The 22,870-nt window shown below is 64.6% G+C and carries 24 protein-coding genes; 7 read left to right on the top strand and 17 right to left on the bottom strand.

What is annotated here, in order from left to right:
• Nucleotides 1-9: 9 nt before the first annotated feature.
• From BLV07_RS24210 to BLV07_RS24200, 3 genes are all read right to left on the bottom strand, one after another.
• Nucleotides 10-1,116, bottom strand: coding sequence for a cyclic nucleotide-gated ion channel (locus BLV07_RS24210; RefSeq protein ID WP_091890506.1), 1,107 nt, complete (start codon nt 1,114-1,116; stop codon nt 10-12).
• A 143-nt stretch (nt 1,117-1,259) separates the two neighbouring features.
• A complete protein-coding gene (locus BLV07_RS24205) occupies nt 1,260-1,478 on the bottom strand; it encodes a hypothetical protein (protein WP_091890503.1) in 219 nt (72 codons plus the stop codon).
• 121 nt (nt 1,479-1,599) lie between these two features.
• Nucleotides 1,600-3,045 (bottom strand): TAXI family TRAP transporter solute-binding subunit, encoded by a 1,446-nt coding sequence (locus tag BLV07_RS24200; protein WP_091890500.1) that lies wholly within the window; start codon nt 3,043-3,045, stop codon nt 1,600-1,602.
• 404 nt (nt 3,046-3,449) lie between these two features.
• Here BLV07_RS24200 and BLV07_RS24195 point away from each other — a divergent pair, with 404 nt between their 5' ends.
• Both BLV07_RS24195 and BLV07_RS47715 read left to right on the top strand, forming a co-directional pair.
• The gene (locus BLV07_RS24195; protein ID WP_176945729.1) at nt 3,450-3,797 is read left to right on the top strand and encodes a DUF3307 domain-containing protein; all 348 of its coding nucleotides are present in this window, start codon (nt 3,450-3,452) and stop codon (nt 3,795-3,797) included.
• Nucleotides 3,798-4,064: 267 nt separating this feature from the next.
• The gene (locus BLV07_RS47715) at nt 4,065-4,463 is read left to right on the top strand and encodes a hypothetical protein (RefSeq protein WP_176945723.1); all 399 of its coding nucleotides are present in this window, start codon (nt 4,065-4,067) and stop codon (nt 4,461-4,463) included.
• On the opposite strand, the gene BLV07_RS24185 is transcribed toward BLV07_RS47715, so the two are convergent.
• Both BLV07_RS24185 and BLV07_RS24180 read right to left on the bottom strand, forming a co-directional pair.
• Complete coding sequence (locus tag BLV07_RS24185) at nt 4,460-4,783, bottom strand: YkgJ family cysteine cluster protein (RefSeq protein ID WP_176945728.1); 324 nt, start codon at nt 4,781-4,783, stop codon at nt 4,460-4,462. The two genes, BLV07_RS47715 and BLV07_RS24185, sit on opposite strands and share 4 nt — an antisense overlap.
• Before the next feature lie 5 nt (nt 4,784-4,788).
• Nucleotides 4,789-5,487, bottom strand: coding sequence for a helix-turn-helix transcriptional regulator (locus tag BLV07_RS24180; RefSeq protein ID WP_091890491.1), 699 nt, complete (start codon nt 5,485-5,487; stop codon nt 4,789-4,791).
• Nucleotides 5,488-5,600: 113 nt separating this feature from the next.
• Here BLV07_RS24180 and BLV07_RS24175 point away from each other — a divergent pair, with 113 nt between their 5' ends.
• Both BLV07_RS24175 and BLV07_RS24170 read left to right on the top strand, forming a co-directional pair.
• Nucleotides 5,601-5,861, top strand: a complete 261-nt coding sequence (locus BLV07_RS24175) for a hypothetical protein (RefSeq protein ID WP_091890488.1) — start codon at nt 5,601-5,603, stop codon at nt 5,859-5,861.
• Nucleotides 5,862-5,897: 36 nt separating this feature from the next.
• Complete coding sequence (locus BLV07_RS24170; protein WP_091890485.1) at nt 5,898-6,626, top strand: glutathione S-transferase family protein; 729 nt, start codon at nt 5,898-5,900, stop codon at nt 6,624-6,626.
• Between the two features lie 266 nt (nt 6,627-6,892).
• On the opposite strand, the gene BLV07_RS24160 is transcribed toward BLV07_RS24170, so the two are convergent.
• The 9 genes from BLV07_RS24160 to BLV07_RS24120 all read right to left on the bottom strand — a co-directional run bounded on the left by BLV07_RS24160 (nt 6,893) and on the right by BLV07_RS24120 (nt 16,271).
• Nucleotides 6,893-8,044, bottom strand: coding sequence for an ABC transporter substrate-binding protein (locus BLV07_RS24160; protein WP_091890482.1), 1,152 nt, complete (start codon nt 8,042-8,044; stop codon nt 6,893-6,895).
• 90 nt (nt 8,045-8,134) lie between these two features.
• Entirely contained in the window at nt 8,135-8,554 is a 420-nt protein-coding gene (locus tag BLV07_RS24155; RefSeq protein ID WP_091890479.1) for an acyl-CoA thioesterase, read from the bottom strand.
• Nucleotides 8,555-8,761: 207 nt separating this feature from the next.
• The gene (locus BLV07_RS24150) at nt 8,762-9,523 is read right to left on the bottom strand and encodes an SDR family NAD(P)-dependent oxidoreductase (RefSeq protein ID WP_091890475.1); all 762 of its coding nucleotides are present in this window, start codon (nt 9,521-9,523) and stop codon (nt 8,762-8,764) included.
• A gap of 25 nt (nt 9,524-9,548) precedes the next feature.
• Nucleotides 9,549-11,432: a feruloyl-CoA synthase gene (locus BLV07_RS24145; protein WP_091890472.1), complete on the bottom strand. Its 1,884-nt coding sequence runs from the start codon at nt 11,430-11,432 to the stop codon at nt 9,549-9,551.
• On the bottom strand, nt 11,429-12,238 hold the full coding sequence (locus BLV07_RS24140; protein ID WP_091890469.1) for a crotonase/enoyl-CoA hydratase family protein: 810 nt from the start codon (nt 12,236-12,238) through the stop codon (nt 11,429-11,431). The genes BLV07_RS24145 and BLV07_RS24140 overlap by 4 nt, the downstream gene beginning before the upstream one ends.
• A gap of 250 nt (nt 12,239-12,488) precedes the next feature.
• Nucleotides 12,489-12,950, bottom strand: coding sequence for a DUF3237 domain-containing protein (locus BLV07_RS24135; protein ID WP_091890466.1), 462 nt, complete (start codon nt 12,948-12,950; stop codon nt 12,489-12,491).
• 211 nt (nt 12,951-13,161) lie between these two features.
• On the bottom strand, nt 13,162-14,481 hold the full coding sequence (locus BLV07_RS24130; protein WP_091890463.1) for a TRAP transporter large permease: 1,320 nt from the start codon (nt 14,479-14,481) through the stop codon (nt 13,162-13,164).
• Nucleotides 14,482-14,483: 2 nt separating this feature from the next.
• On the bottom strand, nt 14,484-14,993 hold the full coding sequence (locus BLV07_RS24125) for a TRAP transporter small permease (RefSeq protein ID WP_091890460.1): 510 nt from the start codon (nt 14,991-14,993) through the stop codon (nt 14,484-14,486).
• Between the two features lie 261 nt (nt 14,994-15,254).
• Complete coding sequence (locus tag BLV07_RS24120) at nt 15,255-16,271, bottom strand: TRAP transporter substrate-binding protein (RefSeq protein ID WP_091890457.1); 1,017 nt, start codon at nt 16,269-16,271, stop codon at nt 15,255-15,257.
• 250 nt (nt 16,272-16,521) lie between these two features.
• Here BLV07_RS24120 and pobA point away from each other — a divergent pair, with 250 nt between their 5' ends.
• Both pobA and BLV07_RS24110 read left to right on the top strand, forming a co-directional pair.
• On the top strand, nt 16,522-17,691 hold the full coding sequence (pobA, locus tag BLV07_RS24115; RefSeq protein WP_091890454.1) for a 4-hydroxybenzoate 3-monooxygenase: 1,170 nt from the start codon (nt 16,522-16,524) through the stop codon (nt 17,689-17,691).
• Between the two features lie 354 nt (nt 17,692-18,045).
• Nucleotides 18,046-18,462: a PaaI family thioesterase gene (locus tag BLV07_RS24110; RefSeq protein ID WP_091890450.1), complete on the top strand. Its 417-nt coding sequence runs from the start codon at nt 18,046-18,048 to the stop codon at nt 18,460-18,462.
• 114 nt (nt 18,463-18,576) lie between these two features.
• Here the strand turns inward: BLV07_RS24110 and BLV07_RS24105 are convergent, their stop codons facing one another.
• A complete protein-coding gene (locus BLV07_RS24105; protein ID WP_091890448.1) occupies nt 18,577-19,461 on the bottom strand; it encodes a LysR family transcriptional regulator in 885 nt (294 codons plus the stop codon).
• Between the two features lie 121 nt (nt 19,462-19,582).
• Between BLV07_RS24105 and BLV07_RS24100 the strand changes: the two genes are divergently transcribed.
• On the top strand, nt 19,583-20,209 hold the full coding sequence (locus tag BLV07_RS24100) for a pyridoxamine 5'-phosphate oxidase family protein (RefSeq protein WP_091890445.1): 627 nt from the start codon (nt 19,583-19,585) through the stop codon (nt 20,207-20,209).
• Nucleotides 20,210-20,369: 160 nt separating this feature from the next.
• Here the strand turns inward: BLV07_RS24100 and BLV07_RS24095 are convergent, their stop codons facing one another.
• Both BLV07_RS24095 and BLV07_RS24090 read right to left on the bottom strand, forming a co-directional pair.
• A complete protein-coding gene (locus BLV07_RS24095; RefSeq protein WP_091890442.1) occupies nt 20,370-21,101 on the bottom strand; it encodes an ABC transporter ATP-binding protein in 732 nt (243 codons plus the stop codon).
• Nucleotides 21,098-22,867, bottom strand: coding sequence for a branched-chain amino acid ABC transporter ATP-binding protein/permease (locus BLV07_RS24090; protein ID WP_091890439.1), 1,770 nt, complete (start codon nt 22,865-22,867; stop codon nt 21,098-21,100). The genes BLV07_RS24095 and BLV07_RS24090 overlap by 4 nt, the downstream gene beginning before the upstream one ends.
• Between the last annotated feature and the right edge of the window lie 3 nt (nt 22,868-22,870).

Raw genomic sequence — 22,870 nt, 5'->3', positions numbered from 1 at the left:
TGTCTCCATTTAATTGTTCTCGAGCGCGCGCCGTTTTGCTTCGGCGTCGATGGTCTCGGCGAGATCGGGATGCCGCGCCATCAGCACGCGGAAATCGACGAGGTCGAGCACCAGAAGCCGCGATACTTTCGTGGTCGAGACGTTGGCACCGCGCTTGTTGTTGCCGAGCAGCGCCATCTCGCCGAAAAAGGCGCCTTCACCGAGCTGCACCTTCTTGCCGGGCAGGTCGACCTCGACCTCGCCGGCGGCGATGAAATACATGCAGTCGCCCTGCGTCCCCTTGCGGATGACCAAGGTGCGCGCCGGCAGCTCCATGGTCCGCAGCATGTGGGTGACGTCGGCGATGGCCGCAGGCCCAAGCGCAGCGAAGAACGGCACCTTGCTGACGGATTCCCAGGTCTTGAGGAAATTGTCGCGACGGGTCTCCGCGGCAAAGCCGGTCGCCAGAATACCGGTCCACAGCCCGAACACGCCGAGGCCGGAGATCATCACCAGCGCCGCCACCATGCGTCCGAGCGGCGTGACCGGCACGACGTCGCCGTAGCCCGTCGTCGTCAAGGTCACCACCGCCCACCACAAAGCGGCCGGGACGCTGCCGAACGTCTGCGGCTGGACGTCTCGCTCCAGGATATATTCGGCGACCGAGGCGAGAAAGATCACCATCAGGAAGATCACGAGCACGCTGACCAGCGGCCCGGATTCCAGCACGAGCACGCGGCGGAGCTGCCGCAAGCCCGGAATGCCCGGCACCACTTTCAGCACCCAGAGCACGCTGAGCAGCCACGCCGTTTTCGGCTCGACGCCGAGAACCAGCGCGAGCGGCACGGCCAGCGCTCCGATCGCGTCGACGATTCCGGCGGAGGAGGACATATAGAGCGAAAGCCGCCCCTGGCGCGCCATGTGGCGCAGCCGGATCAGCCATTCGAACACGAAATAGACGAGGCAGACCCATAGCAGGCCGTTAACCCAGCCGCGCGCCTCATTGGCCCGGTTGTCTGTCAGTAGCACCATGCTGAGCACGCCGACGCCGACGGCCACATAGGCCGTCTTGGTCATGTTGCGGCCGGCCGTGGCGGCCGCGAACTGGGCCAGAGCGGAAATCAACGGCTTGGACATGCGGGACGGCGGCTCGGTTCTGGCTCGTGTGGTCCCGGTTGGGACTTCAGGGCCAAAGTGCCCGCCCGGGCCGAGGCCGTCAACGACGGGCGCGGGCCGCAGCGTCGTCGAACAGGGGAGGGCGGTGAGGCGGCCGGCTGAGGCTATCTGAAATGCGGTGGCTCGTCGTAGCCGCGGCGGCTGCTGAAAAACAGCAGCACCATCAGGCCAACGCCGACGATGAGGGAAAATCCAGCCCCCAGCGCGAGGGCCCAATAGCCTTCCGCCGGGATCGGATCGCCTTCGATCGCCATGGCGGAATAGGCGAAATAGCCAACCGCCGCCAGCATTCCCAGCAGGAAGATGACGAGGAGTGTACGCATGGTGCGTTCTCCGATTGCAATCCGGGAGCCAACGGTTGTGGATGGGGACGGTTCCTGGGTTCCGACCGTCGATCCACCAAGACGTCTGCCAAACCCGACCTGAGGGCATCAAACCGTCGGATCAGGCGCTCTGGGCGGTCTTGACCACCACGACGTTGCTGTCGTCCTGCTGCGGCGAGCCGGCATCGCGGGCGGCCTTTTCACTCTCGCTGGCATGACGTTTCAGATAGTCGCGGCGCATGCTGATCTCGTCGCGGACGAACTCGTAGCCGAGCTTGAAGGTATCGAGCCCGTCGGTGCTGATCGTACCGTCCCTGAGTCCAATGACAGCCCCGCGCAAGATGCCTTCCAGCTCGTCCTGGAGACATTCGAGCTGATCCAGCGAGTGGGCGTGCTCGATCCGCTCGCCGATGTCGAGGATGGCGGTGGAGAGCTCGCTGGCCTTCTCCGGCGCGATCCTCGTGATCTTGGCGTAGATCGCAGCGAAGATCGACCCGATGACGCTGAGCGCGGCGGCGCCCAGATACATCACGTCGCTGTACTTATCCATGAACGACTTGGTGTCGTCGTTGATGTAATCGGCGGCGCCCCGATGCGCCATCACGAAGGCATCCTTCTCGACGGAGGCCGGCTCTATCCTGGTGGCAAAGCCCTTGTCGAGCCCGAGCGCGGATTTGTTCTCGTAGACGATGCGCGCGAGCTCGCCTGCGGTGGTCGGGGACATCCTGGATTGTGCGACCAGGAGCCATTCGAGCCCGATCGTGTCGAGATCGTCGTCGGGAATTTGCGGGTACGTCGACAACGTGCCTGCTGTCAGCGTCTCGTCGGAAATGCCCGGGAGTTTGCGCGCCAGCGTCTTGGCGTCGTCGATCGCGTTGAGCGTGAAGCCGCCGCGCTTGGCGACCTGTTCATAGGATTTGTCCCGCACCGCCCTGGAGGCGTGGACGATGGCGATCACCGCACTGAAGCCGCTCGCCGGCGCAAACAGCTTGTCGAGTGTTGCGCCCTGCGGTGCCATCTGGATCTTGGCGGCATCGGGACCGTCGGGGACGTCGAGAATACTGCGGACGAACGTGAGCGAAGATTCGTTCTCGGCGACGACCGCGACCTTCTTCTTCTTCAACTCGGCGAGCGACTTGATCTTCTTGTTGCCGGGACCGAGCAGGAGCACGAGATCGTGCTCGAGGATCGCAAGCGTGCGCGCCCGCAGCGGCACTTTGGCGTCCGTGCGCAGCACGGCGAGGTCGGCCTGCTTGCGGTCGAACTGTGCGATCGCCTTGGCGTTGTCCGCGTTGTTGACGATCTTGATCCGGAAACGCGAGGCGTTGTTCTTCAGGAGAGTGGCGAGCTTGGCCGCGAACAGCGACTCGTCGCTGTTGGGGCCGCCGACGGCAAATGTCAGCGTTTCCGAATTGTGCACCAGCGTGCGCCCGGCCCAGACGGTGGCGAGCGACAGCAGAAGGGTCAGCACGACGTAGAGGAAGACCTGCTGCTGGTTGGTCTTGATCACCTTGGGGCGCCGCGGCGGCGGCTCAGGTAGTGATGCGGTGGGGCCTTCAGTACTCATGGCAGCACTCTGGCCTTAATCTTTGGCTGGCGGCGCATGGCAGTATGGGAAGCGCAGCGGTCGCCCTGTAATTCGTAAACGCCTGAAAAAAGAACGATATTCTCTACCGCCAATGATAGCGCGAAGGTCACGCAATGCAAATTTCGAGCCGAAGGTAACCTTACTCGACGCCGCCGCGGCGATTAGTCATCCTATCACCAGTTAGCCACAGTTGGCGATTTTCCGGTTCCCCCGGCTGCATTCCGCCGCGGGAAATGTCATAAATCAGAGGTCCCGGCGATTTGACCGGTCCAAGAAGAAGTTGCGCTGAACGCTCCAATTTTTCTTGTCACCTCAATGAGGGCGTCGGCTTGTCGTTTCCACCCATGTCTTCGGCGGTTCCGGTTGAAGCGCTCATTGGCTGGATGCTGCTGCTCACCTTCAAGCACATCATCGCCGATTTCGTCCTCCAGACCGCCTGGATGGCGCATGGCAAGGACCAGAAGCACGGCTGGGCCCTGCCGCTTCTGGTGCACTGCCTCGTTCATCTTGCGGTTGCGCTGCCGCTGATCCTGATCGTGGCGCCGAAATTCTGGTTCGTGGCGTTCATCGACTTCGCGATCCACATCACGATCGACCGCGCCAAGGGGTTCATCTCGGCCAATTTCGGTGTCGACCTGGCGCATCCCTGGTTCTGGACCCTGATCGGCGTCGACCAGGCGCTGCATCACCTTACCGGCTTCGGCCTCTCCATCTTCATGGCGGCGAACTGAGGCGATCGCGATTTGGCTGGCTGCTCGGCCTAGACGCGCCGTGCGGCGGCGCGCTTCACCATGTCTGGGATCTCGCCGCGGACCAAGACCTCATCCTGGGGGCGCGCCAAAGGCGGGTGTCTCGAAGGAGGGCCACCGGGAAACCTTCTTTCCTCTGCCTTTCGATTCGCGGCGAGGACGCAAGCACCCCGGGTCACTACCGGGCAGCGTGGTTAACCTTTCGTTAGAGAATTGCGCTGCATCTTCCCCACACGAGGGAGAACTGCAATGTTTTCAAGCCGCGATTCCTTTGAAAGCGATTTCTGCCCGGTTCGCGACGAACTCCTTGGCGAGATGTATCGCGCCAGCGCGAGTGGCCTGCCGAGGCTGGTAGAGAGTGTTTCCCCTGACGCGCGCGCTCGCCTGGCGCTGTTCTGCTATCGCCGCAGCCATCTGCATTCGCTGGCGGTCGCGATCGCCGCCAGCTGCAGCGAGCGCGACCTGATCGACAACGGTGGCCGCGTCGGTTCGACGCTCTACGCGCTGTCGCGCGAAGGCGCAGCGAAATCCTCGCCGTCGCTGTCGGGCGGGCGCAAGCCGATCACGCTGTCGACCAAGCCGCTGTCGGTGCTGGCACCGCTCGAGGACGAACTCGACGACGAGATCAGCGAAGCTGTCCCGGCTTAAGCGGCCGCTATCACCGGAAGCCCGAACTTCCGCCGCGCCATGGCGCATTCGGCGTCGCCGGGCATGCAGGTGCGGCAGACCTCCGGCCGCACCGCATAGATACCGCACGCCGTCGCCTTGCCGATCTCTCCCGTTAACGCCGAGCAGCGATCGCCCTCGCAGCGCATGCCGGATTGACGCGCGTTGACCAGCGCCTCCGGGATCGCTGCAAGCTCGTCGTCGCTCTCGATCGAGAAGCGCGGCCAGTTCGCCGAATAGCCGCAGCAGGCGCCGCAACTCTGGCAACAGCTCGACAGATCGAGCGGCGAGGTCTGTTCCATCGTCGTCATGTGTCCTTTGGCGGACCCCAGACCAGGCTCTGCCGCCATCTTGCACGCAGCACGTCGCGCCGCTCCGGATATTTCTCGTCGAGATAGGTTGCCTCGACCACGCGGTCGGTGCGGAAGCTGCGGAAGTCGCTGCGCAGCTCGCACCAGGCCGCGAGCAGGCGCACGGCTTCGAGATAGCCGACCGAGATCGGCCAGATCATGCGCTCGCTGGCGCGGCCCTGCTCATCACGATAGCGCAGCATGATCTTCTTGCCTTCGTGGATCTGGGTGCGCGTGCGCGCCATGTCCAGGCGATCCGGCTCCCTGTTCCAGCTCGGCCGCGCCCGGCTCGCCGGCTCCAGCACGAAGGGACGCAGGCGCTCGGGGACGGTGTCGGCGATCTTGGCCATCAAATCCTCGGCGGCGCGCGCCAGCGCGGAATCGGCGTGGCCGGCGACCCATTGCGCGCCCAGCACCGCCGCCTCGATCTCGTCGGGCGTCAGCATCAGCGGCGGCAGGTCGAAACCCTTCTCCAGGATGTAGCCCATGCCGGCTTCGCCGCGGATCGGCACGCGCTGGCCGATCAGCGTTGCGATGTCGCGATAGATGGTGCGCTTCGACGTCTCGAGCTCGGCCGCGATCGCGTCCGCCGTCAGCGGTTTACGCGTACGCCTCAGCACCTGGATGATCTGAAACAGCCTGTCGGCGCGTCTCATGACGGGTCTCTTGTTCGTGGTCTTTTCAAAAGGCGACGCGCGGCTGCTGACAGGAGGTTGGCAGCAGGGGAGTTCTATACCGGGACAACACGTCGACTGAAGAGGATTTGTCCATGATCGTTCCAACCCATTTCGGCCCCGCCGGCCCGCTGTGGCGCGTCCAGATGTGGCAGGCCCGGGTGTTTAGCCGTCTCGTTTCGCTCGATCTCATGGCCGTCGATCTCCGATTTGCGTTCGCAAGCGTGGTGGCACGCTCGCTGATCCAGGCTGCGGACGCGCTCGCCCGCCACATCATGAGCCGCGCCTGGCAGGGGGCCCGTTTCGCAGAAGATATCACGGCTGCTGCCACCATGGTGGCAGCAGCCGGCAGGTAGGTTCCGTTCACGTTCGGCAGGTTCAGGAGAGGTTTCATGATCACGCTTTACGGCTTTGGCACCGGCTTCGGCCTGCCGGAAATCAGCCCCTTCGTCACCAAGACGGAGGTGCAGCTCAAGATGGCGGGGCTGCCCTACCGGAAGGAGCGCGCGATGCCGCCAGCTTCGCCCAAGGGGCAGCTGCCCTTCATCGACGACGGCGGCGAGGCGGTGGCCGATTCCACCTTCATCCGCGCCCATATCGAGCGGCGCTACGGCTTCGATTTCGACGCCGGGCTCTCGTTGCAGGAACGTGCGCAGGCCTGGGCGTTCGAGCGCATGATCGAGCATCACGTCTATTGGGCGCTGGTCGGAGCGCGCTGGGTCGATCCGGTCAATTTCGCCAAGGGGCCGTCGCATTTCTTCGACGGCGCACCCGAGCACAACCGCGAGAAGCTGCGCGAGGATGCGCAATTCCGCGTCGCCGAGAATTATCTGCTCTCGGGACTCGGCCGCCACGCGCCCGACGACGATGTCGATCTCGCCGTGCGCTCGCTGTTCGCGCTCTCGGTGCAGCTCGGCGACAAGTCGTATCTGATGGGCAACAAGCCCTGCGGCGTCGATGCCACCGCCTTCGGCGCACTCTCCGGCATCCTGACGCCGTTCTTCGAATCGGCCTTGCGCCAGCGCGCCGAGGGATTTCCGAACCTCACCGCCTATGTCGATCGCATGATGGACACGTATTATCCGGGGTTCGCCTGGACCCCGTTGCGACAGGCGGCTTAGCGCTCAGTCTCGCCGCGCGTTCGGTGCAACCTCTCCCGCTTGCGGGAGAGGTCGGCGCGCAGCGCCGGGTGAGGGCTTTCTCCTCTGGGGGACTTTTTCCATAAGACCGAGACAATCCCAACGCGGAGGCACCCTCTCCCCAGCCCTCTCCCGCAAGCGGGAGAGGGGGCGCAGCAACACGGTGGCTGGCAGCTCGTCTCAAAGCTCAAAAGGAAAAGAGCCGGCCCATCGGGCCGGCTCTCGTCGTCTCGGAACTATCGCGGCGCCTACTTCACCAGCGAGTACTTGCCGTTCTTCACCGTGAGCAGGATGCGCGAGCGGTCGTCGAGGCCGTAGCGGTCCTTTTCGGTGAAATTGTAGACGCCCTGGCTTGCCGCCAATTCCTTCTCAGACAGCAGGGCCTGGCGGATCGCTTCGCGGAATTCCGGCGTGCCGGGCTTGGCTGTCTTCAATGCCGCCGGAATGATGCGCTTGAGGAGCTCGAACGCATCGTAGGAATGGCCGGCGAACTGGCTGCGGCTGTTCGGACCGTACTTGGCTTCATAGGCCGAGTTGAGTGCGAGGCCCGGCTTCTTGGTCAGCGCGGTGTCCGGCTGATCCTCGGGGTCCATCACCGGGCCCGAGGCCATCAGCACGCCCTCGGCCGCTTTGCCGGCGATGCGGATGAAGTCCATGCTGGCCGCGCCATGGGTCTGGTAAATCAGGCCTTGATAGCCGCGCTCGCGCAACTCGGTCTGCGGCAGCGCGGCCGCGGTGCCGGAGGCGCCGATCAGGATCGCGTTGGGATTGGCGGCGACGAGCTTCAGCACCTGTCCGGTCACCGAGGTATCGGGACGGGCGAAGCGCTCCTCGTCGACGATGGTCATGCCCATCGGCACGGCCTGCGCCTTGAGGTCGTTGAACCAGAGGTCGCCATAGGAGTCGGAATAGCCGATATAGCCGAGGGTCTTCACGCCCTTGGCCTTCATGTGATCGTACAGCACCTTGCCCACGATCGGGATCGGCTGCGGCATCGCCACCGACCACTTCATGCGCTCCGGCGTGATCGGAAACGGCGCGAGGCCGAAATGCGGAATGCCGGCTTCGTTGGCGACGTTGGAGACCGCGATGGTCGGCGGCGTCAGCGCCGAGCCCATGATGATGTCGGCCTTGGATTCGGTCACGAAGCGGCGGGCGTTGGTGGTCGCGGTGGTGGGATCGCCGCCGTCGTCGAGCACGATCACCTTCAGCGGTACACCGCCGATCTCCTTCGGCACGAATTCCAGCGCGTTGCGCTCGGGAATGCCGAGCGCTGCGCCCGGGCCGGTCGTGGTGGTGGTGATGCCGATGGTGATTTCGTTGGTCTGGGCCAGCGCGGGCAGGGCCGGCAGCGCCAGCGCGGCCGCGGTGATGGCGGCGGTCAGGTAAAAGCGTTTCATCTATTCCTCCCTTTACGTCTTTCTTTGAAAGCAGAAATCGGGGGGTAATTCAGCCCCCTCTTTTGGTGATGCGGCGATTTAGCTCCGGCTCTAACTCCCCGTGAACTTGGCTACCATTTCCGCCGGGAATGGTGCCGATTTCAGCTTGTCGGGGTTAACGGGATCGCGGCCGACCAGGACGCGGGTCTCGAATCCTTCGATCGCCAGCGCGTCACCCTTGTAGACGTTGTGCTTCACCTCGAAGCTCGAGCGCTTGATGCTCTCGATTTTGGTCTCGATGGTGATCCAGTCGCCATAGGTCGAGGGGATGTAGAACTTGGCCCGCGTGTCGACCATGGGAATGCCCACCAGGCCGTATTTGCGGACCAGATCCTGCTTGGAGAATCCGGCGACCTCGAACAGGGTCGACGTCGAATCGTCGAACATCCCGAAATAGCGCGGGTAGTAGACGATATTGGCGGGGTCGCAATCACCCCACTGGATCTGGACGTCGCGCCGATTCACGAACATGCGTTATGCATCCATAAGCGCTGTGCCACACCTCTCCCGAAGGGAGAGGTCGAATTGCGCCTTGCGATGCGCAGCATCGTCAACAGCAATTCGGGTGAGAGGTTACGCTCCATCGATAAAGCAGAGCCGCTCACTCGGCGCTCTGCGCCGACCTCTCCCAATGGGAGAGGTAAGGTCGAGGGCGCTGCTGCAATACCGCTCATCGATTTACTTCGGCGCCATGCGCAGCGAGCCGTCGAGGCGCACCACTTCGCCGTTCAGATACGCATTCTCGACCATGTGCAGCGCAAGCGCGGCGAACTCGTCGGCATTGCCGAGCCGGCGCGGGAAGGGGATCGCGGCGGCGAGCGAGTCCTGGGCTTCCTGCGGCAGGTTGGCGAGCAGCGGCGTCAGGAACAGGCCCGGCGCGATCGTCAGCACGCGGACGCCGAATTGCGCGAGCTCGCGCGCGATCGGCAGCGTCATGCCGACGATGCCGCCCTTGGAGGCCGAATAAGCCGACTGGCCGATCTGGCCGTCATAGGCGGCAACGGAGGCGGTGTTGATGATGACGCCGCGCTCGCCGGTCGCCTGCGGCTCGAGCTTGGACATCTCGGCTGCGGCAAGGCGCAGCATGTTGAAGGTGCCGATCAGATTGACCTTGATCACCTTGTCGAAATCGGCGAGCGCCATCGGCCCGTCGCGGCCGACGACGCGTTTTGCAACGCCGATGCCGGCGCAATTGACCAGCACGCGCGCCGGGCCGTGGGCCTTGGCCGCCTGCGCGATCGCGGCTTCAGCGGAAGCGGCATCGGAGACGTCGCAGGTCACGGCCACGCCCTTGATCTCGGCGGCAACGGTTTCGGCAAGCTTGGCGTTGAGGTCGCACACCGCGACCTTGGCGCCCTGCGCCGCCAGTTTTCGCGCGGTCGCAGCGCCCAGCCCCGATGCGCCGCCGGTGACGATGACTGCCTGATCCTTCAACAACATGGCGTTCTCCTTTGGCGATGATTTCTTACGCGACCGATATCACACGGTCCGACGGATTGGCAGCGTAGAGCTCCTCGATCAGGAGGTTGCGATGTTCCAGCACCGCGCGCTGGTTGATCGAGCCCTTGTCGGTGACCTCGCCCTTGTCGATCGACAGCGGCGTGTCCATCAGGATCGCGCGCGTGATCCGCGTCGAGGAGCCGGTGGCTGAGCTGAGGAAACCGGTCAGGCGTTCGCGGAATGCTTCGCGCACGAGCCGGTCGCGCGTCGCGACGACGAGATCGTCGGCCGGCAGCGTCGGGTTGATCAGGCGGCAACCGTCGAGGTCGAGCACCACGAGTGCGGAGACCTCGTCACGGTTGATGCCGGCAATGACGACGTCGCGCACCAGCGGGGCGCAGGCAGCAGTGAGACGCGCGCGCAAGGGGCCGACGCTGACCCAGGTGCCGCTCGCGAGCTTGAAATCCTCGCTGACGCGCCCGTCGAAATCAAAGCCGGCATTGAGATCGTCGGGATCGGCGGGCTTGAGCGCGTCGCCCATCTTGTAAAAGCCTTCCTCGTCGAAGGACTTTGCGCTGATGTCGGGCTGGCGCCAGTAGCCGGGCATCACGTTCGGCCCCTTGGCGCGGACCTCGAGCTTGCCGTTGTTCGGCACCAGCTTGGCCTCGTTGCCGGAGACGGGCAGGCCGACATGGCCCGAGCGACTGGTGCGCGGATTGACCGACATGAAGAACGGCGCGGTCTCGGTCGCGCCGAGGCCCGTCAGCATCGGTACGCGATAGCCCTTCTCCTTCACCGCGAGCTCGTCGAGACTGTCCCAGACGAACGGCGACAGCGCTGCGCCCGAGAAGAACATCGCATGCAGCCGATCGAAGAACTTTGCGCGCAGGCCCTGGTCGTCGCGCAAGTAAGGCAGCAGCGACTCATAGCCCTTGGGGACGTTGAAATAGACCGTCGGCGAAATCTCCTGGAGATTGCGGACCGTCTCTTCGATGCCGCCGGGCACCGGCTTGCCGGCGTCCAGATACATCGAGCCGCCATTGTACAGCGTCAGCCCGATATTGTGGTTGCCGCCAAAAGTGTGGTTCCAGGGCAGCCAGTCGATGATGACGGGCGGCTCGTCCTTGAGGAAGGCGAGCGTCTCGCGCAGCATCACCTGGTTGGCGCAGATCATGCGCTGGGTGTTGATGACGGCCTTGGGATTGCCGGTCGAGCCCGACGTCAGCAGGAACTTTGCGATGGTGTCGGGGCCGATCCTGCCGTGGACCTCGTCGAGATCGTCGCGGATCGGCGTCGCCATGAGATCGGCGAGCAGGGTGACGTCGCGGCCCGGCACCTTGCCATAGGACGTGGCGATCTCGGTGCCGAGTGAGACGTTTGCGGCGAGCGCATCGGCGAATCTGTCGGCATCTTCGGCGAAGACGAGGCCGGGCGTCAGCAGCTTCATCAGGTATGACAGCTTGCCGTAATCCTTCGACACCAGCGAATAGGCCGGCGACACCGGGCAGAACGGAATGCCGGCATAGAACGCGCCGAAGGCAAGCAGGGCGTGATCGATCGAATTGCCGGAGAGGATGACGACCGGCCGCTCCGCCGACAGGCCGCGCGCGATCAGGCTTGATGCGATGTGCCGGCTCGCCATGAGCAGCTCGGCATAGGTGATCTTGCGCCAGCCGCGGCCGCCGTCGCGCTCGGCCATGAAGACACGGTCCGGCGTCGTGTTCGCCCAGTGATGCAGGCGGTCGGTGATGCGGACGGGATAGTCGCCGAGCGGCTGCTTGGGCCTGAGGTAAATCGTGCCGTCGTCGCGGCGCTCGATATTGACGACGGGATCGCCGAACGAGATGGGCCGCAGCGGAAAAGTGCTCGCGCCGCGCTCCATGCTGGAAGAGGACGGCTGCGCGCTCATGACTTCGGCTTCACCTTTGCGGTCTTGTGTTCGAGGAATTCGCGGATCCTGCGCTTTGCCTCTTTATCGCTCTGCGCGACGGTCGCCATCAGTGATTCCATGAGGAGGCCGGTCTGCGGATTGGCCTCCGCGATCATCGGCAACGCCTGGAGCACGGCAAAGTTCGTCAGCGGCGCGTTGGCGGCGACCTTGGTCGCGAGCTCCAGCGCCTTGCCGAGCCCGTTGCCGGCTTCCGTCAGATATTGCGCGAAGCCGTAGGAGGCGCCTTCGGTCGCGGAATAGACCCGGCCGGTCAACATCATGTCCATCATCCGGGCGACGCCGATCAGCCGCGGCAGCCGCACCGAGCCGCCGCCGCCGACGAAGATGCCGCGCTGCCCCTCCGGCAGGGCGAAATAGGTCGAGGGCTCGGCGACGCGGATATGCGCGGCGCAGGCGAGCTCGAGGCCGCCGCCGATCACGGCGCCTCTGAGCGCGGCGATCACGGGTACACGGCTATACTGGATGCGATCGAACACCCGGTGCCACATCTGGGAATGGAGCAGGCCGCCGGTCGCGTCATGCTCGGTCAGCTCGGACAGGTCGAGGCCGCTGGAGAAATGGTCGCCGATTCCATGGATGACGACCGCGCCGATATCCTCGGGCAGGTTCGCAAAACATTCGCCGATTTCCAGGATGATGCCATCATTGAGCGCATTGCGCTTGGCTGGCCGGTTCAGACCCACGGTCAGAACCCGGTCCGCCCGCTCGATCCTCAAAAGCCCGGAGGCGCCCGCGTTAGCGGTCTCGGCGTTTCCCTGTGTCATTTGCGTCCTTGTCAGAATAGTTATGTTGTATAACGAATTTTGGGGGAGTCAAGGAGGGGGCGACATGAACTCCGGCGCTCATTGGGCCGGTTTGGGGCCCGCTCCGGCGAGGGAGTCCGTTGTGATAGGTTGCCGCAGCCCTATCCTCCGTCATTGCGAGGAGCTCTTGCGACGAAGCAATCCAGGCTGCCGCCGCGGAAAGATTCTGGATTGCTTCGCTGCGCTCGCAATGACGAGGTGGTAGCGAGGATCACATCACCTGGTGCACATCGATCACGACGCGGTCGGCATGCCGCGCCGCTGAACCGATGAAAATATGTTCCATCAGCCAGCGATACGTCGCGTGCCCCGTCTCAAACCTCGGCACGGTGCGGAAATAGATCAGCTTCGGATCGACCGGCTCGCCGCGCTTGAGCTTTTGCAGCAGCTCCACCGGGCCGAAGCGCATGCCCTTGTTCTCGACATAGATGGTCGCGCCGTCGTCGGTCTCGAAGGCGTATCTGGCTTCGAGATCGATCAGCTCGTTGGGGCGGATGGTCTGGAAGTCGGCGCCGAACGGCAGCACCTTGCCTGTGATTGCGCCCGTCACCTCGCCGCCGATGATCGGAATGATGCGGCGGACGCCGATACCAGTCTCGCCGGCGGTGATGACCTCGCCGATGCGGGCGGTGATGGTGAAGGCGTATTTGGTTTCGAGTGTCGGTGTGGTCATTGATCACCTCTCATGTACGCATTAGCGACGCTGCTCTTCCTTCTCCCCTTGCGGGAGAAGGTGGCGCGAAGCGCCGGATGAGGGGTTGCCTCCGCAAACGCAAATGTGCGTGTGGAGAGAGACCCCTCACCCGTCTCGCCGCTATCGCGGCGAGCCCCCCTCTCCCACAAGGGGAGAGGGGAGGACGGGTTCGCCGCTCTATCACGCAGGCCTAATGCGCCATCATCCGCGTCGGCAGCCAGGTCGCCAGCAGCGGGAAGGCGATCAGGATCACGAGGCGCACCAGATCCGTCGCCACGAACGGGATCACGCCCTTGAAGATGGTGGAGAAGGAGACGTCCTTCACCACGCTTTTGATGACGAAGACATTCATGCCAACCGGCGGGTGGATCAGGCCAAGCTCGACGGTCATGACGATGATGACGCCGAACCAGATCGGGTCGAAGCCGAGATGCATGATCACGGGGAAGATGATCGGCACGGTCAGGATGATCATCGCCATGGCGTCCATCAGGCAGCCGAGCACGAGATACATCACCATGATCAGCGCCAGCACGCCGTAGGGACCGAGGCCGAGGCCGGTGAGGAATTCCGTCACCTTCTGCGGCGTCTGCGTCACCGTCAGGAAGTAACCGAAGATCAGCGCGCCGATCAGCACGGTGAACACCGCGGCCGCGGTGCGCGTCGCCTGCAGCAGCGAGGCCAGCACCTTCTCGCGGTCGAGCCGGCCGGTCAGCACGCCGATGATGAAGGCGCCGGTGGCGCCGACGCCGCCGGCTTCCGTCGGCGTGAAGCGCGGCAGGAACGGCAGGCCGTAGAGGCCGCCGATGACGAACACGAACAGCAGCACCGGCGCCCAGATGTCCTTCAATCCGGCAAAGCGCTCGCGCCACGACAGCACCTTGCCCTTGGGCAGGAAGTCGGGCCGGAAATAACCGATCAGGCCGATCGTGATCATGTACATGGTCATCGCCAAGAGGCCCGGGATGATGCCGGCGATGAACAGCTTGCCGATGTCCTGCTCGGTGATGATGCCGTAGACCGCCAGCACGGTGGAGGGCGGCAGCATCGCACCTAACGTGCCGCCGGCCGCGATCACACCGGTGGCAAAGGACTGCGGGTAGCCGAAGCGGCGCATCTCGGGATAGGCGACGGCGGAGAAGGTGGCGGCCGTCGCGACCGAGGAGCCACAGATCGCGGCGAAGCCGCCGCAGGCACCGACGGTGGCGATGCCGAGCCCGCCGCGCAGATGGCCGACAAAGCCGTTGGCGGCGCGGAACAGCTCGCGGCTCATGCCGGAATTGCTGACGAACGAGCCCATCAGCAGGAACATCGGGATGACGCCGAAGGTGTAGTCGGTGACCGTGCGCATCGAGGTCTGGCCGACCAGCTTCAGCGCCGGCGTCGCGCCGACCAGATAGGAGAAGCCGGACACGCCGACGAGGCCCATGGCCATGCCGACGGGCACGCGCAGCAGCATCAGCACAAACAGGGAAACGAAGCCGATTACGGCGACGGCATCGGTGCTCATGATTACTCCGTCGCCTTCAGCTTGGGGTCGTGCATTTCTTCGGGATGGAAGATCAGCCGGTAGGTGCGGATCGCGATCAGCAGCACGGCGGAGACGTCGCCGATCCAGGCGATCGCGAAGAACGGCCAGGTCGGCATGTGCATGTCGAAAGTCTGGACGTTGTCGTTGTAGGTGCCGCGCACCTTGTCGAACAGCGTCCAGGTCTGCACGGTCACGACGAACAGAAGCACCAGCGTTGCGAACACGTCGATCCAGCGCTGGTAGCGCGGCCCGACATTGCCCCAGACGAGATCAACCGTGATGTGGGTGCCGCGATAAGACGTCGCCGCGATGCCCCAGAAGATAAGGATGCCGAGCAGCATGCGGCCGATGTCAAAACTGTCGGGGATCGAATAGTTCAGCGTGTTACGCAGCAGCACCGACAGGAAGATGTCGAGCGCGACGAGGCCGACAAAGCCGGCCGCGATCCATTCGATCGAGTCGATAAAGCGGTCCATCCAGGCGCGCTTCATGGGGGTGTCCTACGAAATGTCATTCTCGCTCTCGGCTCCGGCGGCGGCTTTACGCCTCTCCCCGCGTGCGGGGAGAGGCCGACGCGCGCCGAGCGATGCGAAGCATCGTCCGAAGCGCGGCGGGTGAGGGGGACTCTCCGCGAGTCCATCTGTCAGTAACTGTGCGGAAGCAGCCCCTCACCCCGACCCTCTCAGCGCGAGCGAAGCTCGTCGTGCCCCCGTAAGGACGGGGAGAGGGAGGAGAAAGGCCGCAGCTTTCGGTTACTCCGCCAGCGCGTTGTACTTCTTCAGCGATGCTTTCAGATCCGCGAGCGCCGCATCCGGGTCGGCGCCGGCCTTCTTGGCGCCGTCACTCCAGGTCTTGACCAGTGGCTCGGCGGCCTTCTTCCAGGCCGCGGTCTGCTCGGCCGTCAGCTTGTAGACCTCGTGGCTCGATTCCGCCTTCACCTTGTCGATGCCGGCGTCCTCGAACTTGCCCCAGTGTTCGCCGACCACGCCGGCCATCTCGATCGTGCAATTCTTGTCGATCGCGGCCTTCTGCTTGTCGGACATCGCATTGTACTTGTCCTTGTTGATCACGAACACGAAGGTCGTGGTGTAGAGCGGCGCCTCCATGTCGTATTTGGTCACCTTGTCGATGCCGAACAGCACCAGGGAGCCCCAGGGGAAGGTGACGCCGTCGGCGACGCCGCGCTCGATGATGTCGCGCACTTCGGGTGCGGAGGACTGCACGTTGGTGCCGCCGAGCGAGGTGACGAAATTCGCCATGGTGGCGTGAGCGGGACGGATCTTGAGGCCCTTCACGTCGTCGGGAACCACGATCTTCTTGGTACGTGAGTGGAAGGAGGAGGGCGAGTGGACGAAGGCGAGACAGTACTTGACGTCCTTCATCTCCTTCTCGGCATATTTGCGATACCAGGCATCCAGCCCCATCGAGCCGCCCTTGGCGTCCGAGATCAGGAACGGCAGCTCGCCGGCACCGATGATCGGGAAGCGGCCGGGCTGATAACCGGGATTGACATAGGTGACGTCGGCGATGCCGTCGCGCGCCATGTCGTAATGATCGAAGGCCTTGCCGAGCTGCTGGGCCGGAAACACCTTGCCCTTGATGGTGCCGCCGGAATCCTTCTCGACCGCGGCCGCCCAGTCTTCCAGCGATTTCTGCAGGGGATGCGAGGCCGGCACCCAGTGCGAGATCTTCAAATCGAAGGTCTTGTCCTGCGCGAACGCTGGGCTCACGCTTGCTGCCAGCAGCAACGCCAGACAGGCTTTCCTCATCACGCGTCTCTCCCTGTTTTCGACGGCGGGCTTCGATGGCCGGCCCCGTTAATTAACATGTTATCTAATTGGCCGGCGTGTTCAAGCCGGAACTGGCGCGTCATCTACTCAGCCATGTTGCATGGATTTGTCGCTGCTCGGGCGACGAGCGCTCCCTTTTGCCCAACAATTATATGATATAATTATCGCCTGCGGGCCGGCGCGACAAGCAGGCCGCGACGAAAGCCTACAGAATCGGAAGGAGCAAGTATTGCGGACAAAAATCGCAATCATCGGGGCCGGGCCGGCGGGATTGTTGCTTGGGCAACTGCTGCACACATATGGCATCGACAATGTCATTCTGGAGCGGCAGAGCCCGGACTATGTGCTCGGCCGCATCCGCGCCGGCCTCCTGGAGGAGGGGACCGTCGCGCTGCTCGACCAGATCGGCGCTGGCGCGCGGGCCCATGCCGAAGGCCTGGTGCATGAAGGCATCGAGCTCGCCTTCTCCGGCCAGCGTCACCGCATCGACATGAAGGGCGCGACCGGCAAGACGGTGATGATCTACGGCCAGACCGAGGTCACGCTCGACCTGATGAATGTGCGCAAGGCCGCAGGTCTCGTTTCGGTCTACGAGGCCAAGGACGTGCAGCCGCATGATTTCGACGGCAGTCAGCCGCGCGTAACTTACGTCAAGGACGGCGTCACCCACACGATCGATTGCGACTTCATCGCCGGCTGCGACGGTTTCCACGGCGTCAGCCGCGCCAGCGTCCCGGCCTCGGCGATCGAGGAGTTCGAGCGGGTCTATCCGTTCGGCTGGCTCGGGATCCTCTCGGACACGCCGCCAGTCAGCCACGAGCTGATCTACTCCAACCACGCGCGCGGCTTCGCGCTCTGCACCATGCGCTCGACCAAGCGCAGCCGGTACTATGTGCAGTGCGCGCTCGACGACCATGTCGACCAATGGCCGGACGACCGTTTCTGGGACGAATTGAAGCGCCGGCTGGACCAGGAGGCGGCCGCCAGCCTCGTCACCGGCCCGTCGATCGAGAAGAGCATCGCGCCCTTACGCAGCTACGTCGCCGAGCCGATGCGCTTCGGCCGGATGTTTTTGTGCGGCGATGCCGCGCACATCGTGCCGCCGACCGGCGCCAAGGGGCTGAACCTCGCCGCTTCCGACGCGCATTATCTGTCGAGCGCGCTGCGCGAGTTCTACGACGAGAAATCCAGCGCCGGCATCGACGCCTATTCCGCCAAGGCATTGGCACGGGTCTGGAAAGCCGTGCGCTTCTCCTGGTGGATGACCTCGATGCTGCACAAATTCCCCGACACCGGCACCATCGGCGCCCGCATCCAGCTCGCCGAGCTCGATTACGTGACGCAGTCGCAGGCCGCGATGACCTCGCTGTCGGAGAATTACGTCGGGCTGCCGTTTTAGGAAGAAGACATCGGTGCCGTAGGGTGGGCAAAGCGCAGCGTGCCCACCGCATCGCCTTCGCTGCGAGATGGTGGGCACAGCGCTGCGCGCCTTTGCCCACCCTACGGCACTGAGTTTTGACCACAGGCGTCATGCCCCGCGCAGGCGGGGCATCCAGTACGCCGCGGCCTCTCGGTTTAATCACAACCGCCTCTGGAATACTGGATCACCCGCCATCGCGGGTGATGACAGTGTAGTTGGGGCGACGGCGAGGCCGTTTCAAACACCTCGGCAAATCCCGTTTAAAACTTTGTAGGCGGTGAAACTGTCATCCACATCGCGTTCAATGGCAACGATCAGCAACGCGAGAGAGCAATGACCGCCACCGACATCCCCGCCGGCTTCGAGCCGCATTTCCGCAAGGCCCCGCTCACCGATCCCTGGGAGCCGCTCTATTCGAAGAAGACCGAGAAGGGCGTCACGGTGGGACTGCGCCTGGCGCAGCCGCACACCAATGCACGCGGGCTGATCCATGGCGGGCTGATCGCGGCGCTGGCCGATGCCGCCATGGGCTATAGCTGCGCCCAGGCGACGGGCTGGACCACGTCGTTCGTCACGATCTCGCTGTCGGTCGACTATGTCGGCGCCGCCGAGATCGGCCAATGGCTCGCGGTCGAGGGCGAGGCGATCAAGACCGGCTCTACGATCTGCTTCGCGCAATGCCTGGTGAAGGCCGATGATGCCGTGATCGCGCGCGCCAGCGGCACGTTTCGCGTCGTGCCGAAGAAGTAGTTCTCGCGTGCCCCGGACGCAGCGCCCTCTTCGGCGATGCGCTGCTGAGCCGGGGCCCATCCATCTGCTGGGTCCCAGCTCTGCGCCGCTCCGCGGCGCGTCCGGGACACGCGCCTAGCCAAACCTCCATTCCGCCGTCTCCACCACGAGATCGACGAACGCGCGCACCTTGGCCGAGAGCAGGCGCGAGGTCGGGTAGACGATGTGGATCGGCAGCGCCGGCTGCTCGTATGCCGCGAGCACGATCTTCAAGCGCCCGCGCTTCAGCCCTTCGGCGGCCTGATAGGCCAGCACCCGCGTCACGCCGCCGCCGGCCTCGGCATATTGCAGCGCCGCGTCGGCGCTGTTGCTGATGAAGCGAGGCGCTGGCGTCACCTCGATGTCGCGGCCGTCGCGCAGGAAGCGCCATGCGGACGCCGGGCCGAACTGGATGGTCTGGTGTGCGGCGAGCGCTTCCGGCGTCTTCGGCTCGCCACGGCGCTTCAAATAGTCCGGTGCGGCCACCACGATCCGCCGCATCTCGCCGACCTGGCGCGCGACCAGCGAGGAATCGGCGAGATGGCCGATGCGGACGGCAGCGTCGACCGCGTCCTCCACGAGATTGACGAGATGGTCGGACAGCCGCAATTCGGCGGCGACCTCGGGATAGCGCTTGAGGTAAGCGGTCATGACCGGCCCGACATGGAGCCGGCCGAAACCGACCGGCGCCGACACCACGAGGCGACCGCTCGGCCGGTTGCGCTCCTGCCGCGCCGAGCCGTCAGCCTCCTCGACATCGGCGAGGATGCGGCGGGCGCGTTCGAGATAGCGCGTGCCGACATCGGTCAGCGTCACCTGTCGCGTGGTCCGCTGCAACAGTCGCGCGCCGAGATGCTCTTCCAGCGCCGCGATCAACCGCGTCACCGCCGAGGGCGACAGGCGCAGCTTGCGCGCCGCCGGCGCAAAGCCGCGCAAATCGGCGACGGTGACGAAGACGTTCATGGCTTCGAGCCGGTCCATGGCATTATTGCATATATTGCAATGATGAAGTGTCAAGCGGCCAGATTGTTCTGGCGGCGGGCAAGTCCATCTTAGCTGGCGAAAGACGCAAGCATGCGCCGGAATTCCAGGAGACGTTCCGATGACGAGAGCAGCCCACGCCTATGCCAGCGACGTCGCCTTCTCGCCGGCGGTGAAGGCGATCCAGGCGCGCAAGGGTTCGCGCGAGGCCTATGCGCGCAGCGAGCAGCGCGGCTGGCGCACCGAGGTCGACGACAACCTCGCGGCCTTCCTGACCGAAGCGAGCAGCTTCTATTTCGCCACCGCATCAGTGGACGGCCAGCCCTACATCCAGCACCGCGGCGGCCCGAAGGGATTTCTCAAGGTGCTGGACAAGCAGACGCTCGCCTTCGCCGACTATGCCGGCAACCAGCAGTTCATCACCCAGGGCAATCTCTCGGAGAATCCCAAGGCCTACATCTTCGTGATGGACTACGCCCATCGCCGCCGGGTGAAGATCTGGGGCGAGGCGCGCGTTGTCGAGGACGACGAGGCGCTGACCACGTCGCTGATGCCGAAGGGCTATCGCGCCCGGCCGGAGCAGGTGATCCTGTTCAAGATCGCAGCGTGGGACACCAACTGCCCGCAGCACATCCCGCAGAAGTTCGATGCGGGCGATGTTGCCGCGGCACTGGCGGCAAGGGATGCGAGGATCGCGGAGCTGGAAGCGGAGGTGGCGGGGTTGAAGGGGGAGAAGGCGGCAGGTTGAGCGGCTCTTCGCCTCTCCCCACATCCTCTAATGTCATGCCCCGCGAAGGCGGGGCATCCAGTACGCCGCGGCACTTCGGTTCAAGCAGAGCCGTCTCTGGAATACTGGATCGTCCGCCTTCGCGGACGATGACAGCTGAATCTAAGGAGACGTCTGAGAGCTAAATCGCACTCTCACCTTCATGCTGGAAGCCGAGATAGCTCGCCGCCACGCGCTCGTTCGCGGCGATGTCGCTGGCCTTGCCGCTGAGCATGAACTCGCCGAGCTCCATGACATAGGCATGGTCCGCGATCTTCAGCGCGGCCTGCGCGTTCTGCTCGACCAGTAGCACGGAGACGCCGCTGGCGCGCAGCTCGGTGACGATGCGGAAGATGTCGGCGACGATGATCGGCGCGAGGCCGAGGCTCGGCTCGTCCAGCATCAGCAGTTTCGGCTCGCCCATCAGCGCACGGCCCATCGCGAGCATCTGCTGCTCGCCGCCGGAGAGCGTGCCGGCGAGCTGCTTGCGCCGTTCCTTCAGCCGCGGAAACAGGGTATAGACCCGCTCGATCGAGGACTTCGCCCGGCTTCGCTCGATGCGGAAGGCGCCGAGTTCGAGATTGTCCTCGACATTCATGGTCACGAACAATTCGCGGTGCTCGGGAACGAGGCCGAGCCCCATCGCGACGCGATCCTCGATGTCGAGCCGGGCGAGATCCTGGCCGGCAAAGGCGACGCGGCCCTTCAGCGGCAAAATGCCCATGATGGCCGAGAGCAGCGTAGTCTTGCCGGCACCGTTGGCGCCGACGATGGTGACGATCTCATTGGTGCCGACCTCGAGCGAGACTGAACGGACGGCCTCGACCTTGCCGTAAGCAACGTGCGCGTCGGTGACGGACAACAGCGTGCTCATGCCGCCACTCCGAGATAGGCCTTGATCACTTCGGGATTGGTCTTGATCGTGGCGGGGGTGCCTTCCGCGATCTTGGTGCCGAAATCGAGCACCACGATGCGGTCGGCGAGGTTCATCACGAAGCCCATGTCGTGCTCGACCAGGAGCACGCTCATGCCGCCGTCGCGCAGCTCGCGCAGCAGCGTCGCGAGCCGCTGCTTCTCCATGTGGCGCAGGCCGGCGGCCGGCTCGTCGAGCAGCAGCAGCATCGGGTCCACGCAGAGCGCGCGCGCGATCTCGACGATGCGCTGCTGGCCGAGCGACAACGAGCCTGCGAGCTGATGCATCTGCTCGGCAAGGCCGACGCGCTCGATCTGGCGCGCGGCTTCCGCGAGCAGCTTGGCCTCATCGGCGCGGTCGAGCCGCAGCATCGAGGAGATCGGCCCGGAATGGCCGCGCAGATGGGCGCCGATCGCGACGTTCTCCAACACGGTCATGTCAGGCACCAGCTTGACGTGCTGGAAGGTGCGGGAGATGCCGAGCTTGACGATCTCTTGCGGCGGCGCCTTGTCGACCTTCTTGCCGAGCACCGAGATCGAGCCTGCGGTCGCCGACAGCACGCCGGTGATCAGGTTGAACGTCGTGCTCTTGCCGGCGCCGTTCGGTCCGATCAGCGCGACGATCTCGCGGGCCTGGACGTCGAAGGAGACGTTGTTGACCGCGACCACGCCGCCGAACTGCTTTCGCGCCTTATCGACCTGGAGCAGGATGCTGGACTCGCCGGGCGCGCGGGGGCGATGCTCCAGCTTCAGCGAGGTATCGGGCTTTCTGCCACTGGTGCGCTCGGGCAGGAACGACATCAGCCAGGGCCAGAGGCCGCCGGGCGCGAGTTGCAGCAGCGCGACCAGCATGATGCCGAAAACGATGGTCTCGACCTGGCCGGAGCCGGGCAGGATCAGCGGCAGATAGCTTTGCAGCACCTCTTTCAGCACCACCACGATCGCCGCGCCCAGCACGCCGCCCCAGACATAGCCGGCGCCGCCGACCACCGCGATGAAGAGATATTCGATGCCGGCCTGGGCGCCGAACGGCGTCGGGTTCACCGCGCGCTGGAGATGCGCGTAGAGCCAGCCGGAGAGGCCGGCGAGCACCGCGGCATGGATGAACACCAGCAGCTTGGCGCGCGGCGTGTGCACGCCGAAGGCTTCCGCCGCGACATGGCCGCGCCTGAGTGCGCGGATGGCGCGGCCGGTGCGGGAGTCCAGCAGGTTTATCGTCAGCAGGGCCGAGACGATGACGGCGACCCAGATCGCGTAATAGATCGAGCCGGGCGAGAGCATCTTGAACGCGCCGATCGACAGCGGCGGGATCGCCGAGATGCCGTCGTTGCGGCCCAGAAACTCCAGCTTGCTGAACAGATAGAACAGGCCCAGTCCCCAGGCGAGCGTGCCAAGCGGCAGATAATGGCCGGACAGGCGGACGGTGATCAGCCCGAGCAGCACCGCCAGCGATCCGCTGACGACGAGCGACAGCGGCAGGGTCAGCCAGGGCGACAGGCCATAGGCCGTCGACAGCACCGCGGTGGTGTAGGCGCCGAAGCCCACGAAAGCGGCTTGTCCGAAAGAAGTCAGGCCGCCGACGCCGGTGAGGAGCACGAGGCCCATCGCGACGAGGGCGGCAAGGCCGATATTGTCGAGCAGCACGATCCAGAACGGCGGCATCCCGGGAACGAACGGGATCGCCGCCATGACAAGCGCGAAGACGAGGATGGGAAGCCGGCTCTGCATCGC

The organism is Bradyrhizobium sp. Rc2d, assembly GCF_900099855.1.
Lineage (GTDB): Bacteria > Pseudomonadota > Alphaproteobacteria > Rhizobiales > Xanthobacteraceae > Bradyrhizobium.
This window is presented reverse-complemented; position numbering and strand designations above follow the sequence as displayed.

Coding starts and splice junctions, on each gene's coding strand:
- BLV07_RS24210 (WP_091890506.1), bottom strand. CDS start 1,116: ATGTCCAAGCCGTTGATTTCCGCTCTGGCCCAGTTCGCGGCCGCCACG.
- BLV07_RS24205 (WP_091890503.1), bottom strand. CDS start 1,478: ATGCGTACACTCCTCGTCATCTTCCTGCTGGGAATGCTGGCGGCGGTT.
- BLV07_RS24200 (WP_091890500.1), bottom strand. CDS start 3,045: ATGAGTACTGAAGGCCCCACCGCATCACTACCTGAGCCGCCGCCGCGG.
- BLV07_RS24195 (WP_176945729.1), top strand. CDS start 3,450: ATGCTGCTGCTCACCTTCAAGCACATCATCGCCGATTTCGTCCTCCAG.
- BLV07_RS47715 (WP_176945723.1), top strand. CDS start 4,065: ATGTTTTCAAGCCGCGATTCCTTTGAAAGCGATTTCTGCCCGGTTCGC.
- BLV07_RS24185 (WP_176945728.1), bottom strand. CDS start 4,783: ATGGAACAGACCTCGCCGCTCGATCTGTCGAGCTGTTGCCAGAGTTGC.
- BLV07_RS24180 (WP_091890491.1), bottom strand. CDS start 5,487: ATGAGACGCGCCGACAGGCTGTTTCAGATCATCCAGGTGCTGAGGCGT.
- BLV07_RS24175 (WP_091890488.1), top strand. CDS start 5,601: ATGATCGTTCCAACCCATTTCGGCCCCGCCGGCCCGCTGTGGCGCGTC.
- BLV07_RS24170 (WP_091890485.1), top strand. CDS start 5,898: ATGATCACGCTTTACGGCTTTGGCACCGGCTTCGGCCTGCCGGAAATC.
- BLV07_RS24160 (WP_091890482.1), bottom strand. CDS start 8,044: ATGAAACGCTTTTACCTGACCGCCGCCATCACCGCGGCCGCGCTGGCG.
- BLV07_RS24155 (WP_091890479.1), bottom strand. CDS start 8,554: ATGTTCGTGAATCGGCGCGACGTCCAGATCCAGTGGGGTGATTGCGAC.
- BLV07_RS24150 (WP_091890475.1), bottom strand. CDS start 9,523: ATGTTGTTGAAGGATCAGGCAGTCATCGTCACCGGCGGCGCATCGGGG.
- BLV07_RS24145 (WP_091890472.1), bottom strand. CDS start 11,432: ATGAGCGCGCAGCCGTCCTCTTCCAGCATGGAGCGCGGCGCGAGCACT.
- BLV07_RS24140 (WP_091890469.1), bottom strand. CDS start 12,238: ATGACACAGGGAAACGCCGAGACCGCTAACGCGGGCGCCTCCGGGCTT.
- BLV07_RS24135 (WP_091890466.1), bottom strand. CDS start 12,950: ATGACCACACCGACACTCGAAACCAAATACGCCTTCACCATCACCGCC.
- BLV07_RS24130 (WP_091890463.1), bottom strand. CDS start 14,481: ATGAGCACCGATGCCGTCGCCGTAATCGGCTTCGTTTCCCTGTTTGTG.
- BLV07_RS24125 (WP_091890460.1), bottom strand. CDS start 14,993: ATGAAGCGCGCCTGGATGGACCGCTTTATCGACTCGATCGAATGGATC.
- BLV07_RS24120 (WP_091890457.1), bottom strand. CDS start 16,271: ATGAGGAAAGCCTGTCTGGCGTTGCTGCTGGCAGCAAGCGTGAGCCCA.
- BLV07_RS24110 (WP_091890450.1), top strand. CDS start 18,046: ATGACCGCCACCGACATCCCCGCCGGCTTCGAGCCGCATTTCCGCAAG.
- BLV07_RS24105 (WP_091890448.1), bottom strand. CDS start 19,461: ATGGACCGGCTCGAAGCCATGAACGTCTTCGTCACCGTCGCCGATTTG.
- BLV07_RS24100 (WP_091890445.1), top strand. CDS start 19,583: ATGACGAGAGCAGCCCACGCCTATGCCAGCGACGTCGCCTTCTCGCCG.
- BLV07_RS24095 (WP_091890442.1), bottom strand. CDS start 21,101: ATGAGCACGCTGTTGTCCGTCACCGACGCGCACGTTGCTTACGGCAAG.
- BLV07_RS24090 (WP_091890439.1), bottom strand. CDS start 22,867: ATGCAGAGCCGGCTTCCCATCCTCGTCTTCGCGCTTGTCATGGCGGCG.